Here is a 15,748-nt window from a genome sequence, read left to right as displayed (position 1 = left end):
CTCCTCGCCGCACAATCCCCCAGGCGTCCAGACGGTTTCGACAGGGTCAGATTCCGCGTGGTTCCGGGCGTCAGATCACGCAGAGCATGTCACGAGCTGCATGGTTTGCATGGTTCTGGTCCCCGGTCCCCCAAAGGTCACGAGCCTAGGCGCCGAGTCACGCTTGTTCGTCGTCCTCCTGACGAAGGTCGCGAGCCAGCCGCATCAGTTCGCGGGTCTCGGCCTCATAACCGGGCTTGCCCACGTTTCGGAAGGGACTTCGGTCGGCGTCCGGAGGATTGAAACGGTAGGCCGAGTTCGGCAGAGACTCGCCCGGTACACCCTCCCTCAAGGATCGCTGCAGGTCCGCGCGGAACTCTTTGACAACGTCGTCCAGCTCTTCGCTCTCATCGAGAGCGAGCCAGGCTAGATCGTCGTCGTTCAGAGGCGGGAGCCCCGCTGCCTTCTCGTCCTGCTTCTTGCCTTCGATGTGCTCGCCAAGACGAAGCTGCCAGCCAATCTGATGAACGCGCGCGATTACCTCGCGCATGTCAGCATCGTCGGATACATCTGACGGAGCCATGACCTCGCCAGTCTTGCTAAGACCAACGTAAAAGCCGCGCTGCTTCGATCGGTCATGGCGACGTGCCCACGACCTAATCGTGCCAAGATACGCAGCGTTCTCGCCGGGATCGGAGGGCTCCACGCCGAACCAGTACCTCTCCTCCACGAGGAAGCGGTGAACAGCCTCCAGCTTCTTCTCATGACTCCCCCACAGTTCATCCAACCGATCGCACCTAAACGGCTCTCCGTCTGCGATATGGCACATCTCGACGCGGCGCTCATGAACGGCAATGGCCTTGCCCGACTCTTCGAGGCCCAAGATCGCAAGGGATCGTGCGAGAGCACCGTGTCCGACGTCGAGGAGAGCCAGAGCAGATGTGAGCAGCGTGTTGGCGTTCGCGAGCAACGCGTCTTGCAACCTCACCACTTGCACGGGGCTGAGGTCTGGGAGCCTTCGAACTGCCACGGCTCAAGTCTGCCAGCGAGGATCGTGCTTCTCGCGCCGACGGGCTCGTCGAGCCCGCCGGTGCGTAGCCTTAAGGATGATGAGTGCCAGCGAGTCGCGGGCGTCGTCCGCCGCCGGAACATGCAGGCCAACCGGTCACGTGACACGGGGCCTTGTCCCAATTGACCGTGTCAAGGGGCTGCGGGGCGAAGCAACTCGTCCGGCACTCATTGGCCACGCCGAGTCACCTCAGCTCCTGACCAGGGCGCGTGTACCTTGGAAACGCGGGCGATCCGCGCCCAGTAGACCGTGAGGAGGATGCCAGGTGGCGGCAGTCAATGACGAAGCGTCGTTCACGTTCAGCTGGCTCGCTTTGAAGCTGCTCGGGCGGGGTCTGTACTCGAACCCGTGGAGCGCGCTGTCAGAGCTCGTCGCAAATGGGCTCGACGCGGGCGCCACTGAGGTCTATGTCTACGTGGATGCCCGAGACAAGTCGAACGCCATTGTAGAGGTCATCGACAACGGCGGCGGCATGTCCCGCCATGACATCGACACGTATGTCAAGGTCGGCTACGACAAGCGCAAGGCCGAGAGCCACAACAATATCGCCGATGCCACCCCCAAGGGCCGCAAGGGGATCGGCAAGCTTGCCGCTCTATTTCTCTCACCGCACTTCTATCTGTCGACGAGGCACGTGGAAGGAGCCTCGTCGTGGGAGCTGGACGCACGTGAGGCCGAGGTAGACCTCGATGCGCACCCCAGCCTTGTAGCCGTAGATGCGACGTACTCGACCCCAAACGACACGATGTGGGCCAGACTCGATACCGGTACACGACTCACGATGCTCAGTGTTGATCTCACTGGGTATGGAACCCAGGCTGTCAACGCGCTCGGGACTCGCCTCGCAAACCAGTTCCTTCTGCCAGTGAGCGCGACGCCCCGAATATTGCTCTGGGTCCAGACGTCCAGCGCTCAGTCGGAGCCCGCGTACGAGCCAGTTGGGAAGAGCATCGCGTTCGGCAATCTCGCCGAGGTCGTGATGAACTTTCCCGACTCCTCTCTACAGCCAGTGGAACTCGCGTCCTCGGCGCAGGATTTACAGATCCCCGCGAAGGGACTGCCCGGCGACATCTACACGCACACGCCTCGGCGTTCTCTTATGCGCGCAGAGCCGGAACAGGACGAGGCCTGGGCCGAAATCGCGGACGACGTCGATCCTGAAAATCGCACCTACCTAGGCGTTCACTACAGACTCACCGGTTGGATCGGTGTTCATGCGACTATCGACAACGATTCCGCCCAGGCCAACGACGCACGCTTTACGAAGAACAGGTACTACAATCCGGCCCAGCTCCGTGTCTACGTGCGCGGAAAGCTGGCAAGCGATCACCTGCTCTCCCAGCTCGGGCTAACCGGAACCTACGTCAACTACATCGAAGGTGAGATTACGTTCGATCTCCTTGACGAGGATTCTCTTCCTGACATCGCTACGTCAAATCGGCAGGACTTCGACGAGACAGACAAGCGCGTAACGTTGCTGCGCGCACTCGTTCGGCCGCTGGTTCGCTACTTGATCCAGGAACGCAACAAGCTGGCGAGCCTCATATCCACCGAAGTCGGCAGAGAGAAGGAACGCCGCGAGACGGCGAGCAAGCGGCACTTCGCCGAACAGCTTCATGCGGATCTGGAGCAGCACGAGGAGATACCGCAGAGCACCAGAGACGAACTACAGATGGTGATCACGAACAAGATCCAGGGCGACGTGACACCGAAGCAGTCGTACCGGGTGTTCATATCCCATGCCAGGACGGATCGGGCGTTCGCTGTGTTCATCGATGAGCTCCTTCGGGCACGCGGCGCGAAGCAGGAAGAGATCTTCTTCACTTCCCGGACAGGGGCGACAGATGTGTTGCTCGACGCACAGGCGTTGAGCGAAGTGGTCAAGCGCAACATCACAGATGACAACACACTGATCTTCTATATGACGAGCAAGAACTTCCTCGCGAGCCAGTTCTGTCTTTTCGAAGGAGGAGCGGGATGGGCGACCCGGTCCGTCAGCGAGTACCTGAAGCTGAACGTCGAGTATGGCACCATCCCAGGATGGCTGACCAACGGGAGGGGTGAGGCGGTTCTCCTCGGTGCGAACAACACGATCGAGTTGACACCGGAGGTTCACAACTACCTAGTCGACGGAGTTCTCAACCCAATGATCGCCCACCTGAATCGCGGGCGAGACATCGCAGGCGAGCAGTCCATCCCCTCTTTCACTAGCGCGGAATTCCCCACCGCCGTCGAGATGGCTAAAGAAAGCAAGACGCCGCAGGACTACTACGATCCCGCCATCGTCGAGCATTGGGAAGCAGTAGTCCAGGGAGAGCTTGCCGGCTATCTGGAGCAGTACTTCGCACCGTCGAATGAAGCAAAGCGGATAAAGGAACTCGAGGTCGAGAACACTCAGCTGCGCGCGCTACTAGAGAATCAACCGGCTCCCTGAACGCCGCGTCCGCCAGCTAGTAAAACTAGCTGGCGACGGACTCGAGTTGCCGAGTTTCGTCAGGAATCACGTCCACTTCCATGCTGGCTAGCAACGGAACGAGATAGTTTGCCGAAAGCCACTCCACGACGGGCGCGCAGACCGCATCTCCGAAACCGGAGTATGCGTGATGTTCTTTCACGCCGTCGATCAGGTATTCCGGGGCGCCCATAAGTGATGCGTACTCGCGTGGAGTCATCCACCGGATACGGACGTCACCACGCCCGAGGAAGACGACCGCCTGCTTCGACGAGCCGCCGCTAGACGTGCGCAGACAACCGGCAATGCCGTCGGAACGCAGTTCCCAGCGTGGTGTTCCTTGGCGCATTCGACGGTATGCGGTGCGCGCAGTATCCGTCTTCCCGTCCCGAAGCGTATTGAACCTCTCGGACTGCAGGTCAGACAACGAGCCGACAAAGGCGTCGACACGCTCGGTCGACCACCAACGCGGATCGTCCTCGCTCAGTGTCTCCAGGTATGCGACGAGCCCGTCTGCGAGGAGCGGCGGCGGCTCCGGCACGCGCATCTTGTGGGTCACGAGGGCGGGGTCATCGAAGATCGGGGCCAACCAGTCCGGACGCAATGGACTTGGTTCAGTCACAGTCGCGACGGGCGCACTGGTGCCGATGAGGAACAGTCGCGGCCGCGATTGAGGGACGAAACGGCGGGCGTCGATGCTTAGGACATCCACCGAGTACCCAAGCCCGTTGAGCGATCGGATCGCGCTCGCGATGTCCTGCCCCGAGTGGCTCGTCGCGAATGCTGTGACGTTCTCCAATGCTATGACCGGTGGACGTGCGGAACCTAGTTTGCTCAACGCCTTGATGAAGTGCCAGAAAGTGGAGCTTGCGATTCCACGGTGAAGTCCAGCACGCCCGCCGGCGACCGAAAGGTCTGTACAGGGGAACGACGCCCAGGCTATGTCTGTGTTTTCTGGAAGTTTCTCACGAGCCACCTTGCCCAGATCCTCAACGAGGAACGTATGGTCTTCGGAGGTTCCGAAGTTTCGCTTGAACATCGCATGCTTCGTGGGCGCTATATCGTTAGACCACACGACGTCGATTCCGGCTTTGGACATCCCTAGCCGGGCGAGACCGATACCGGCGAAGAACTCGGCAGCACGCCATGCGCGTGGCGAGTCCTCAGCCATCATCTCTAGCTTCCTCCAAGGGGTGTTCGCAGTAGGTCATCTGGCGCATCGCCCTGAGGCTCAGAGCGTTCGGGTCTAAGCCTACTTTCTGGTCTGGCGGTGCGTGCGCTCCACGCCAACGCCGGGCGCGCCTCCACGTATGAAGCGATCAAAACAATGGCAGCGACCAGCTTCCTTGTGCGCGCGGTCGAAGCGTCCGGTCACCGTGTGCTCTGCGCTAGCGCCCCACGCGGAAGCGCTGGCCAATCGGAGCAGCAACTATGGGCGGAGCGGCCCCCGACCTGCACATCCGCACCGTCTGCATCGTCTGCATCGTCTGCATCGTCTGCATCGTCGACTGTGGCCTGGCCTGTGCACGCGATACGCGTCCGGCCGGCACCACACGGCGGGACGCGTCGTGGCGAGCAGCCATCGATCCGATCCCGCACGCTCCCGACCCCAGACCGTCACCGACGACTGAATCGGCAGCCTCCCGGCGATCAGGCGCTGACGCCCGCGCGGCGCGCGCGCACCTGCTCCGCGATGTGCTCCGCGACAGTGGCCGGCGGCTCATGCTCCCAGAACCGCAGCACGAGCCACCCGCGGGCCTCAAGCAGGGTCGTCGTCTCCAGATCACGAGCCTGGTTCCGGCCGATCTTCGTGCTCCAATATTCGAGGTTCGTCGCTGGCATCGAGAAGTGCTCGGGGCAGCCGTGCCAATAGCAGCCGTCGATGAATACAGCGACGCGGACCCGGGTAAACAGCAGGTCCGCCGTCCGACGGAGGCCCGGCTCTGGACGAGGGCCTCAAGTTCGCCGTCCGGGCCCTCGGCGCACACGCCCTCGCCTCAGCCAGGGGTCCAGAGGAGGACCAACAAAAACCGTCGCCGGACATGACGAAGACCCCGATGAAAATAGCTTCTCATCAGGGCTTTTTCGTCGGGATGACAGGATTTGAACCTGCGACCCCCTGACCCCCAGTCAGGTGCGCTACCAAGCTGCGCCACATCCCGTTACCCGCGAGCGGGCAACTCCCCTATGTTAGCCCCTCCCCGACCCCGCCGCGAACCAGCGCACGCCCCGGGCGTGTGGGGCTCGGCGGCCCGTTCTTGCGCGCGAAGGATTGTCGATGTCGGAGCCCCTCGCTACGGTCGCGTCATGACCATCGAGATCCTCCCCGCGACCGGCGACCGCTTCGACGACGCCGAGACGGCACTCGACAGCGGCGACGGCCCCGAGTGCCAATGCCAGTGGTGGCTGCTGCCGAACGGCCCCTGGAAGGAAGCCTCCGTCGATCAGCGCACCGACCTGTTCCGCGCCGAGCTCGACGGTCCCCGCCCGCCGGGCCTCATCGCCTACGTCGACGGCGAGCCCGCGGGATGGGTGCGCGTCGGCCCCCGTGTCGCGCAGCCCCGTCTACTGCGCACTCGGGATGTGACCTCGTCGACCGCCGAGAGCCTCCACGCCGATGATGTCTGGGCGGTCTCGTGCTTCGTCGTGCGCACGCAGCACCGCGGGCGGGGCCTTGCGGCGAAGCTGCTGGATGCCGCGATCTCCACCGCCCGAGAAGCCGGCGCCCGGGTGGTCGAGGGGTATCCCCTCGACCCGAAAGCGGCGAAGCGCTCGTCGAACCAGCTCTTCCGCGGCACGGTGTCGGTGTTCGAAGACGCGGGGTTCACCGTCGTCGACCGGCCGAAGCCCGACCGCGCGCTCGTCTCGCTCACCCTGCGGGACTGACCCGCGCGCGCCCATGCCCGTGCCCGTGCCCGTATGAGCCCCCGCGCCGTACGCCAGCAGCACCGACCCGTGTCGGTAACGGCGCCCGAGACGCCCACCCGCAGCACCCCACTTACGATGGGAGTTCCCCCGACGAGAGACCTGACATGACCGACGCCCCCACCAGCGCCCGCGTCGACGCGTGGCTGTGGGCGGTGCGCGTCTATAAGACCCGGTCGGCCGCGACGACCGCCTGCCGCGCGGGCCACGTGCGCGTCAACGGCGACCGGGCCAAGGCCGCGCAGCCCGTGCGTCCGGGCGATGAGTTGCGGGTGCGCATTCAGGGCTTCGAGCGCATCCTGGTGGTGAAGAAGACGATCGCCAAGCGCGTAGGAGCAGCCCTCGTCGCTGAGTCGGTCGATGACCGCACTCCCCCACCGCCCCCGCGCGAGAGCGTGCCGTTCGTTCCCGTCCGCGACCGGGGAGCCGGTCGGCCGACCAAGCGTGATCGCCGCGACATCGAGAAGCTGCGCGGCCGAGACGGCGAGTGAGGCATCAGCCGCCACGACCCGGCGGCCGCAACCCCGCGCACAACCTCCGCGGTGCGCACAACCTCAGCCACCCACGCCTGAATCGCACAGAGGTTGCGCGCATCGCTGAGCGTGCGCCGCGCCACGACCCCACCGCCGCGCCGCACCGAACCAGCCACACACACGACCCGGCGGTCGCACCCCGCGCACAACCTCCGCGATGCGCACAACTTCAGCCACCCACGCCTGAATCGCACGGAGGTTACGCGCATCAGTGACCGTGCGCCGAGCCGCGAAAACCCCGCAGCGCCGGCGAACGAGCCCGACGCACGCGCGTGAGCTCAGTCCAACTGCTCCAGCAACCACCGCGTGCCCTGCACGACAGCGCCGAGCTCCTGCACCCGCGCGGCGAGGCCCCGATCGCTCGTCACGACGATCACCGGGCTATGCAGCGCGACCAGCTCGCGGGTGACGGCGACGATCTCATCGTCTCCGGAACCCTCGGCGATGCGCACCGAAACCCCCGCCTCGTCGACGGTGGCGGAGCGCGCCTGACCCTCCAGCACCGCGGTGACCGGCGGGAACCAGCGCGTCGCCGAGAGGCCGAGGGTGTCGGCATCCATTCCCGCCACAGCCCTCGCCGAAACACGTGCGAGCAGTCGCGACGCGGCTCCCGCGCGATCCTTCCACCAGCCGTCGGGCACCGACCCGACGACGTTGGCGACGTCGACGACCACCGCGGGGCGGGTCGACAGCGCGGTGCGCAGCGCGGGCCATGCCGAGGCGAAGCCCGGATGCAGGGGCAGAGAGTCGACCCGGTCGACGGCGACCCACTCGAGGGCCACGCTCTCGGGGTCGCTGATCACGGGCTCGAACGGCACCGTGACGTCGGCGACGAGGGTCGAGTACGACCAGATCCCGAGGTCGAGGACGCTCTCGAAACGCGCCCGCACGGCATCCGCCGGCACTCCGGCCTCTTCGCCCGACTCGCGCAGGGCGCCGTCGAGGGCCGATTCGTTCTCGTGGCGCGCACCCCCGGGCAGAGCCCAGGTGTCGCCGAAGTGACTCCACGAGACCCGGTGCTGCAGCAGCACGCCCCGCCGCGGATCGAGCGCAAGCAGACCCGCCGCACCGAAACGACCCCAGTACTTCTCGCCCGTCGGGGCGACCACCCAGGCATCGCCGGGGTCGCGGGGCCCATGCGGGCGCCGCGGTTCGCCCGGGGCGGGAGGCTGGATCGTCATCCTCCCCAGCCTGACACACCCCGGCCGCGCGTGGACCCTCGGTCGTCATACGGCGCCGTCATCGGCCGGCGTTCCTCCGCAAACGCCACGCGCCCCGGCTCCACGAGGGAACCGGGGCGCGATGAGAGCGAGGATCAGCGGTCGAAGCGCGCACCCTCGGGCTTCGGGCCCATCAGCATGAACACGAAGAGCACGATGCCACCGACCAGCGGAACCAGACCGATGAAGATCCAGAAGCCGCTCTTGTCGGAGTCGTGCAGGCGACGCACGACCAGGGCCAGGTACGGCACGATCGTCGCGAGCGACCAGATGATGTAGACGATGTAGAAGACGAGGCCGACGCCCGAGGGAGTGGCCATCATTCCGTATTCGTCGACCGTGCCCACGCCGCCGGTGGCCGCGGCGAGCACGTTCAGGACGCCGCCGACGATGAACATGACCAGCACCCACCACCAGTACTCGCTGCGGCTGGCGCGACCCGAGAAGGTGGCGTACTTCTTGAAGAAGCGCTTGACGGCGGCGCCGATCGGCGCGCCGTAGTACGGCTGAGCCAGAGGCGGCTCGATCGTGGAATTGCTCATGGTTCCCCCAGGCTGAAGTTTCGATCACGACGGTGCGGGCGGGTATTGCACCGCCGCGAATGAACCTTATCGAACCTGAGTGTTGGCTGTGCACACGACGCATGTGTGCTGTACGCCGGTCCCCTTCGCCAGAACCACGCCCGCAGACGCCGAATGCCCCGATCCCTCGCGGGGACCGGGGCATTCGACACGCGCGTCAGCGCTGGCGCTTCTCGCGGATACGCATGTTCAGCACGATCGGGGTGCCGTCGAAGCCGTAGATCTCGCGCAGACGACGCTGGATGAAGCGGCGGTAGCCCGGGTCGAGGAACCCGGTCGTGAACAGCACGAATGTCGGCGGACGCGTCGCCGCCTGGGTGCCGAACAGGATGCGGGGCTGCTTGCCGCCGCGCAGCGGGTGCGGGTGCTCGGCCACGAGCTCCGACAGGAACGCGTTGAACTTGCCGGTCGGAATGCGGGTGTCCCACGATTCCAGCGCCGTCTCGAGCGCCGGCACCAGCTTGTCGAGGTGGCGGCCGGTGCGGGCCGAGATGTTCACGCGCGGGGCCCACGCGACGTGCGCGAGGTCCTGCTCGATCTCGCGCTCGAGGTACCGACGACGATCCTGGTTCTCCATGTCGTCGTCGTTCAGGCGGTCCCACTTGTTGAACGCCAGCACGAGCGCGCGACCCGACTCGAGCACCAGGTCGATGATGTTCAGGTCCTGCACGCTGATCGGCTGCGAGACGTCGATCACGACGACCGCGACCTCCGACTTCTCCAGCGCCGTCGAGGTGCGCAGCGACGCGTAGAAGTCGGCACCCTGCTGAAGGTGCACACGACGACGGATGCCGGCGGTGTCGACCAGCGTCCAGAGCTTGCCGCCGAGCTCGACGACCTCGTCGACGGGGTCGCGGGTGGTGCCGGCCAGCTCGTTGACGACGACGCGCTCTTCGCCCGCCGCCTTGTTGAGCAGCGACGACTTGCCGACGTTGGGGCGTCCCAGGATCGCGACGCGACGCGGGCCGCCGATCTCGTACCGTGCCACGGCCGAGACCTCGGGAAGCACCTTCATGATCTCGTCGAGCAGGTCGGCCACGCCGCGGCCGTGGATGGCCGAGACGGGGTGCGGCTCGCCCAGGCCGAGGTTCCAGAGGGCGGCGGCCTCGGGCTCGTGGCGGGCGTCGTCGACCTTGTTCGCGATGAGGAACACCGGCTTGCCGCTCTTGCGCAGCAGCTTCACGACGTGCTCGTCGGTCGAGGTCGCCCCCACCGTGGCATCCACCACGAACAGCACGATGTCGGCGAGGTCGATCGCGACCTCGGCTTGCGCGGCCACCGAACGGTCGATACCGCGCGCGTCGGGCTCCCAGCCGCCGGTGTCGACGAGCGAGAACCGCCGGTCGAGCCACTCGGCCTTGTAGGTGACGCGGTCGCGGGTGACACCGGGGGTGTCCTCGACGACCGCCTCACGGCGCCCGAGGATGCGGTTCACCAACGCCGACTTGCCGACGTTCGGCCGGCCGACGATCGCGACGACCGGCAGCGCCGGCAGGAACTCGATGGCTCCTTCGCCCGACGCGAGGCCCGCGAGCAGCGCGGCATCCTCTTCGTCGAGGTCGAAGTCCTCGAGTCCCGCGCGCAACGCTTCGGCCCGCTGTTCGGCGAGCACCTCGTCGAGCTGCTCCATCTTTTCGGCGAGCTGGTCGGGCCCGCCTTCGTACTCGTCTTCAACGCCCATCGCGGGCTCCCATCGTGGAGTCGACGACGCTCAGCACGGCGTCGACGGTCTGTTCGAAATCGAGGTGGGTCGAATCGACGACCTGCACGCCGGGGGCGGCGGTGAGGAAGTCGACGACCGTGGAATCTGCGGCGTCGCGCTGGTGCAGAGCTGCGGCGACCTTGGCGGCGTCGTGCCCTGTCAGCTCGGCGCTGCGACGCGCGGCGCGCACCTCGGGCGCCGCGGTCAGAAGAATGCGCACGGGCGCGTCGGGGAACACGACCGTGGTGATGTCGCGGCCTTCGACGACGACGCCGCGAAGACCCGCGGATGCCACAAGCCGGCGGAACAGCTCGTTCACCGCGTGCCGCACGGTGGCCACCCGCGCGACGCCGCTGACGGCGTCGGTCACGCGGGGTTCGCGGATCGCGGCGGTCACGTCGGTGCCACCGACGCGCACCCAGCGGTCGGACGCGTCGAGCGAGATCGCGTAGTCGAAGTCGCCGAACACCTCGACCACGGCCGTGGCGTCGGAGGTGTCGATCCCGTGCTGCAGCGCGTGCCAGGCGAGCGCGCGGTAGGCGGCGCCGGTGTCGAGGAAGCCGTACCCGAGGCGGGTCGCGGCGGCCTTCGACACGCTCGACTTCCCGCTGCCGGCCGGGCCGTCGACGGCCACGACGACGGGAGCTGCTGCTCCCGCGGGCGTCGTGGTCAGCGAGGGGGTGGAATCAGTCATGGGTGGTGCTCGCAATCCGCCATCCGCGCTGCTGGAGTCCGTCGACGGCACGGCGGACCGCGTCGGGGACGACGCTGATCTCGGCCAAGCCGAAGGGGGCACCGGGCGAGTGCTCGAGGCGTAGGTCTTCGACGTTGACGTCGAGGTCACCGAGTTCGCCGAACAGGCGACCCAGCTGGCCGGAGGTGTCGTCGACCATGACGACGAAAGTATCGAAACGGCGGTTCTGGCCGTGCTTGCCGGGCAGGCGTTCGACGCCCTCGTTGCCGCGGCGGATCGTGTCGGCGACCGTGCGGCGGGCTCCCGGTACGTCGGGGTCGCGCAGGGCGTCGGCGACGTCACCGAGGTCGGCGGCGAGCTGATCGAGCACCTCGACCACGGGGGCGGCGTTCGCGCCGAGGATCTGCACCCACAGCTCGGGGGCCGACGCCGCGATGCGTGTCGTGTCGCGCACGCCCTGGCCCGCGAGCCGCAGCGAGCCGTCGGGGGCCTCGATGAAGCGCCCGGCGAGCAGGCTCGCCACCAGCTGCGGCACGTGCGACATGAGCGCGACGGACTCGTCGTGCTCTTCGGGCGTCATCTCGATGAGCGTCGCGCCGAGGTCGAGCGCGAGCCCTTCGACGAGCGACAGGTCGTGGGCCGAGGTCTCGCCGTCGCGGCAGACCACCCACGGACGCCCCACGAAGATGTCGGCGCGGGCCGAGATGGCTCCCCCGCGCTCGCGCCCGGCCATGGGGTGCGAGCCGATGTAGTGCGTGAGGTCGACGCCGCGCTCGCGCAGGGTGCGCAGCGGCTCGAGCTTCACGCTCGCGACGTCGGTGATCACGGCAGCGGGGAACGCCGCGAGCTCGCGCTGCACGACGTCGGCGACGACGTCGGGAGGCGTGGCGACGACGACGAGCGAGGGCGCGTCATCGGCGCGCTCGGCGCGGCCGGCGCCGTAGTCGATGGCCAGACGCAGCTGCGACGGAGACGCGTCGACGAGCACGACGTCGACGCCGCGTGCCGTGAGCGCGTGACCGATGCTCGCGCCGAGGAGCCCCGAGCCGACGATGCGGACGGTGCCGCTCGTGCGGGTCGCCAAAGGCCCGGCCGCGCGCGCGGACGTTTCCTTCGGTTCGGTCATCGGGTCTCCTGCTGCCCTGGGCGGCGCCGCTCGCGCCGCGAGACGCGCCGCACGTCACTCAGCCGGATCGGCCGAGGTGTCGCCGTCTCGACGAGACAGCGTGAGAAGGGCGCCTCGTTCTACTGTAGTCAACTCGCGTGCCTTGCCCACCGGGAGAGTTCCCAGGTGGAGGGGACCGAACTGCCGCCGCACGAGTTCGATGACCGGGTGTCCGACCTCGTCCATCATGCGCCGCACGATGCGGTTCTTCCCCGAGTGCAGCGTGAGCTCGACCAGGCTCTCGCCCCGCGACGCGTCGAGCAGGCGTGCCTTGTCGGCGGCGATCCGCCCGTCCTCGAGGTCGACGCCCCGGGTCAGCTTCGCGATGGTCTGCGGCGTGACGAGCCCCTCGACCTTGGCGATGTACACCTTCGTCACCCCGAACGAGGGGTGGGCGAGCACGTGGGCGAGGTCGCCGTCGTTGGTCAGCACGAGCAGGCCGCTCGTGTCGGCATCCAGTCGTCCGACGTTGTAGAGGCGTTCCTCCCACTCGTCGGCCCACTCCCGCAGGTCGGGGCGACCGCGGTCGTCGTTCATCGAACTGACGACACCGGTCGGCTTGTTCAGCACCACGTAGCGCTTGGACTCGTCGAGCTGGATGGCGACGCCGTCGACGTCGACGAGGTCGGTCTCGGGGTGGATGCGCGAGCCCAGCTCGGTGACGGTCTCGCCGTTCACGCGCACGCGGCCCTCGACGATCATGTTCTCGGCCACGCGCCGCGAGGCCACGCCCGCGTTGGCGAGCACCTTCTGCAGGCGGATGCCCTCGTCGCTCGCGGAGCCCGCGCCCCCGGTCGCTGCGCCTGTCGAAGCGTCGCTCATTTCAGTACCTCTCCGTCGAATCCGTCGGCGCCGTCGTCGAGCAACGGCGAGATGTGCGGCAGCTCGTCGAGCGAGTTGATGCCGAGGTTGACCAGCAGCTGGTCGGTGGTCCCGTAGTGGATGGCGCCCGTGTCGGGGTCGGTGAAGACCTCGGCGATCAGCCCCCGCGACAGCAGGGTGCGAACGACCGAGTCGACGTTCACCGCGCGGATGGATGCCACCTGCCCGCGCGTGACGGGCTGCTTGTACGCGATGACGGCCAGGGTCTCGAGCGCCGCCTGCGACAGGCGCGAGGGCGCCTGGGTGTTGACGAACTCGCCGACGACGTCGTCGTACTCCTCGCGCACATACAACCGCCATCCCCCGCCGACCTCGCGCAGTTCGAAGCCGCGCACGGGTCCGCCGGTCTCTCCGTCGTAGTCGGCGACGAGGCCCGCGACGGCCTGGCGCACCGCGGGCACGGGAGCGGCGACCGCGGCGGCCAGACTCACGAGGCTCTGCGGCTCGTCGAGCACGAGCAGGATCGCCTCGAGGCGACGGGCGACGGATGCCGGATCGGTCGGGCGGGCGACGGGCGCCGGTTGCTCCGCGGCCGCGACGGCGTCGACGGGGGTCGCCGCGGCGTCGACGGCGACGGCGGGGGGATCAACGGTCATAGTCGGCTCCGAGGGCGGCGAGGTTCTCTTCCGACCACCGTTCGGCGGTCCAGCGCAGCGTCAATTCTCCCAGGGGTTCGAACTGCTCGAACGACAGGGCGGCGTGGCGGTACAGCTCGAGGATCGACAGGAAGCGTGCCACGACGACCCCGGTCTCGGTGACCCCGGCCACGAGGTCGCGGAAGTTCAGGGTACCGGCGGAGCGCAGCAGGGTCACGACGATGGCGGCCTGCTCGCGGATGCTCACGAGCGGGGCGTGCAGGTGATCGAGGCCGACGGTGGGGATCTGCTTCGGCGCGAGCGCCACGACCGCCAGCGCCGCGAAGTCCGCGGCGTTCAGCGTCCACTTCAGCTCCGGCACGGCGCTGCGGTACTTCTCGTCGAGGCGCACGGCGCGCGTATGACGGCGGTCCTCACGCTGCAGACAGCGGGCGAACCACGCCGACACCTCTTTGAACGCCCGGTACTGCAGCAGGCGGGCGAACAGCAGGTCGCGTGCCTCCAACAGCGCCACGGACTCGGCATCCACCAGCTCGCCCTGCGGCAGCAGACCCGCGATCTTCATGTCGAGCAGGGTCACGGCGACCACCAGGAACTCCGACGCCTCATCGAGATCGCCGTCGGGTCCCATCGCGCGCAGGTAGGCGATGAACTCGTCGGTCACGCGGCTGAGGGCGACCTCGGTGATGTCGAGCTCGGCCCGCGAAATGAGCGTGAGCAGCAGGTCGAAGGGACCGTCGAAATCGGGAAGGGTGACGCGGAAGCCCGCGGGCTCGGGGGCCGAGGCGGGCTCGGTCACCGGCGCGGGCTCGGGCACCGACGCCGGCCGGGAGTCCGAGGCCGGAGCATCGAGCGTCGCGGCGGGGGCGCCGTCATGCGGCGCGGCGGAGGCGGTGTCGTCAGGCGACGGCGCCACGGGCGACCAGTTCCCGCGCCAACCGCAGGTAGGCCTGGGCTGCGGCGTGCTCGGGCGCGAACTCCGTGATCGGCATGCCCGACACCGAGGCGTCGGGGAACTTGACCGTGCGGCCGATGACCGTCTCGAGCACATCGTTGCCGAACGCCTCGACCACACGCTCGAGCACCTCGCGCGAGTGCAGCGTGCGGGGGTCGTACATCGTCGCCAGCACGCCGTCGAGCTCGATCGCCGGGTTGAGACGGTCGCGCACCTTGTCGATCGTCTCGACCAGCAGTGCGACGCCGCGCAGGGCGAAGAACTCGCACTCGAGCGGGATCAGCACGCCGTGCGCCGCGGTCAGCGCGTTGACGGTCAGCAGGCCGAGCGAGGGCTGGCAGTCGATGAGGATGACGTCGTAGTCGGCCGCGACCTTGCGCAGCACGCGCGCCAGAATCGTCTCGCGGGCGACCTCGTTGACGAGGTGCACCTCGGCCGCCGACAGGTCGATGTTGGCCGGCAGGATGTCGAGGCCCTCGACGCGCGTCGCCACGATGACCTCGCGCGGGTCGCGCTTGGTGTCGAGCAGCAGGTCGTAGATGGTCGGCACGTCGTGGGTCTGGATGCCGAGACCCGCCGACAGCGCACCCTGGGGGTCGAAGTCGATGGCGAGCACGCGGCGCCCGTACCCCGCGAGGGCGGCGGCCAGGTTGATGGTGGTGGTCGTCTTACCGACGCCACCCTTCTGGTTGCACAGCGCGATGATGCGCGCCGGACCGTGGCTGTCGAGGGCGGCCGGAGTGGGGAACCCTTGGTAGGGGCGACCGGTGGGTCCGAGGATGACCTCGTCCGCGACCGTCTTCTTGCCCTTCGTGCTCGCCGACACCGAGTCTCCCGCCTTCGTCATAACGCCCCCGAGTCTAACCGCCGCCCGCTCCCCCGCCCGGTGCACGCGCCGGACGCCGGCCCGGTCGGTGCCGAGACCGCTGGGAGGCCGCCGGGCGGGCCGCAGGGGGCGACCGTCGGGCGGGGGGCGTGCCGCCGGACGCGGGCGA

At 67.7% G+C, this 15,748-nt stretch carries 15 protein-coding genes and 1 tRNA gene; 3 read left to right on the top strand and 13 right to left on the bottom strand.

Annotation, left to right across the window (positions count from 1 at the left end; translation table 11 throughout):
* Positions 1-157 precede the first annotated feature (157 nt).
* Positions 158-1,009 (bottom strand): AbiV family abortive infection protein, encoded by an 852-nt coding sequence (locus IFU19_RS14400; protein ID WP_199858808.1) that lies wholly within the window; start codon positions 1,007-1,009, stop codon positions 158-160.
* 304 nt (positions 1,010-1,313) lie between these two features.
* Between IFU19_RS14400 and IFU19_RS14395 the strand changes: the two genes are divergently transcribed.
* Positions 1,314-3,482: an ATP-binding protein gene (locus IFU19_RS14395; RefSeq protein WP_192212032.1), complete on the top strand. Its 2,169-nt coding sequence runs from the start codon at positions 1,314-1,316 to the stop codon at positions 3,480-3,482.
* A 25-nt stretch (positions 3,483-3,507) separates the two neighbouring features.
* On the opposite strand, the gene IFU19_RS14390 is transcribed toward IFU19_RS14395, so the two are convergent.
* The 3 genes from IFU19_RS14390 to IFU19_RS14380 all read right to left on the bottom strand — a co-directional run bounded on the left by IFU19_RS14390 (position 3,508) and on the right by IFU19_RS14380 (position 5,662).
* Positions 3,508-4,674, bottom strand: a complete 1,167-nt coding sequence (locus IFU19_RS14390) for a DNA cytosine methyltransferase (protein WP_192212031.1) — start codon at positions 4,672-4,674, stop codon at positions 3,508-3,510.
* A gap of 476 nt (positions 4,675-5,150) precedes the next feature.
* Positions 5,151-5,342, bottom strand: a complete 192-nt coding sequence (locus IFU19_RS14385; RefSeq protein WP_249405503.1) for a DUF559 domain-containing protein — start codon at positions 5,340-5,342, stop codon at positions 5,151-5,153.
* A 246-nt stretch (positions 5,343-5,588) separates the two neighbouring features.
* Positions 5,589-5,662 (bottom strand) — tRNA-Pro (locus IFU19_RS14380).
* Between the two features lie 145 nt (positions 5,663-5,807).
* Between IFU19_RS14380 and IFU19_RS14375 the strand changes: the two genes are divergently transcribed.
* Together IFU19_RS14375 and IFU19_RS14370 are read left to right on the top strand one after the other, a co-directional pair.
* Positions 5,808-6,386 carry a GNAT family N-acetyltransferase gene (locus IFU19_RS14375; protein WP_192212030.1) on the top strand — a complete coding sequence of 193 codons (579 nt, stop codon included), beginning with the start codon at positions 5,808-5,810 and terminating at the stop codon, positions 6,384-6,386.
* 146 nt (positions 6,387-6,532) lie between these two features.
* Entirely contained in the window at positions 6,533-6,916 is a 384-nt protein-coding gene (locus IFU19_RS14370; protein WP_192212029.1) for an RNA-binding S4 domain-containing protein, read from the top strand.
* A 320-nt stretch (positions 6,917-7,236) separates the two neighbouring features.
* Here the strand turns inward: IFU19_RS14370 and IFU19_RS14365 are convergent, their stop codons facing one another.
* From IFU19_RS14365 to IFU19_RS14325, 9 genes are all read right to left on the bottom strand, one after another.
* A complete protein-coding gene (locus IFU19_RS14365) occupies positions 7,237-8,139 on the bottom strand; it encodes an NUDIX domain-containing protein (protein WP_192212028.1) in 903 nt (300 codons plus the stop codon).
* Positions 8,140-8,273: 134 nt separating this feature from the next.
* Complete coding sequence (locus IFU19_RS14360) at positions 8,274-8,720, bottom strand: DUF805 domain-containing protein (RefSeq protein ID WP_192212027.1); 447 nt, start codon at positions 8,718-8,720, stop codon at positions 8,274-8,276.
* Positions 8,721-8,916: 196 nt separating this feature from the next.
* Positions 8,917-10,440: a ribosome biogenesis GTPase Der gene (gene der / locus IFU19_RS14355; protein WP_055835296.1), complete on the bottom strand. Its 1,524-nt coding sequence runs from the start codon at positions 10,438-10,440 to the stop codon at positions 8,917-8,919.
* The gene (gene cmk, locus IFU19_RS14350) at positions 10,430-11,155 is read right to left on the bottom strand and encodes a (d)CMP kinase (protein WP_055937184.1); all 726 of its coding nucleotides are present in this window, start codon (positions 11,153-11,155) and stop codon (positions 10,430-10,432) included. Before cmk ends, der begins: the two co-directional genes overlap by 11 nt.
* Complete coding sequence (locus IFU19_RS14345; protein WP_192212026.1) at positions 11,148-12,281, bottom strand: prephenate dehydrogenase; 1,134 nt, start codon at positions 12,279-12,281, stop codon at positions 11,148-11,150. The genes cmk and IFU19_RS14345 overlap by 8 nt, the downstream gene beginning before the upstream one ends.
* Positions 12,282-12,335: 54 nt before the next feature.
* Positions 12,336-13,142, bottom strand: coding sequence for a pseudouridine synthase (locus IFU19_RS14340; RefSeq protein WP_055835286.1), 807 nt, complete (start codon positions 13,140-13,142; stop codon positions 12,336-12,338).
* Complete coding sequence (gene scpB / locus IFU19_RS14335; protein WP_192212025.1) at positions 13,139-13,798, bottom strand: SMC-Scp complex subunit ScpB; 660 nt, start codon at positions 13,796-13,798, stop codon at positions 13,139-13,141. The genes IFU19_RS14340 and scpB overlap by 4 nt, the downstream gene beginning before the upstream one ends.
* Complete coding sequence (locus tag IFU19_RS14330; RefSeq protein WP_441004778.1) at positions 13,788-14,615, bottom strand: segregation and condensation protein A; 828 nt, start codon at positions 14,613-14,615, stop codon at positions 13,788-13,790. The genes scpB and IFU19_RS14330 overlap by 11 nt, the downstream gene beginning before the upstream one ends.
* 82 nt (positions 14,616-14,697) lie before the next feature.
* Entirely contained in the window at positions 14,698-15,600 is a 903-nt protein-coding gene (locus tag IFU19_RS14325) for a ParA family protein (protein ID WP_082509317.1), read from the bottom strand.
* Positions 15,601-15,748 lie beyond the last annotated feature (148 nt).

It is taken from the genome of Microbacterium sp. CFBP 8794 (genome assembly GCF_014841235.1).
Taxonomy (GTDB): domain Bacteria; phylum Actinomycetota; class Actinomycetes; order Actinomycetales; family Microbacteriaceae; genus Microbacterium.
This window is presented reverse-complemented; position numbering and strand designations above follow the sequence as displayed.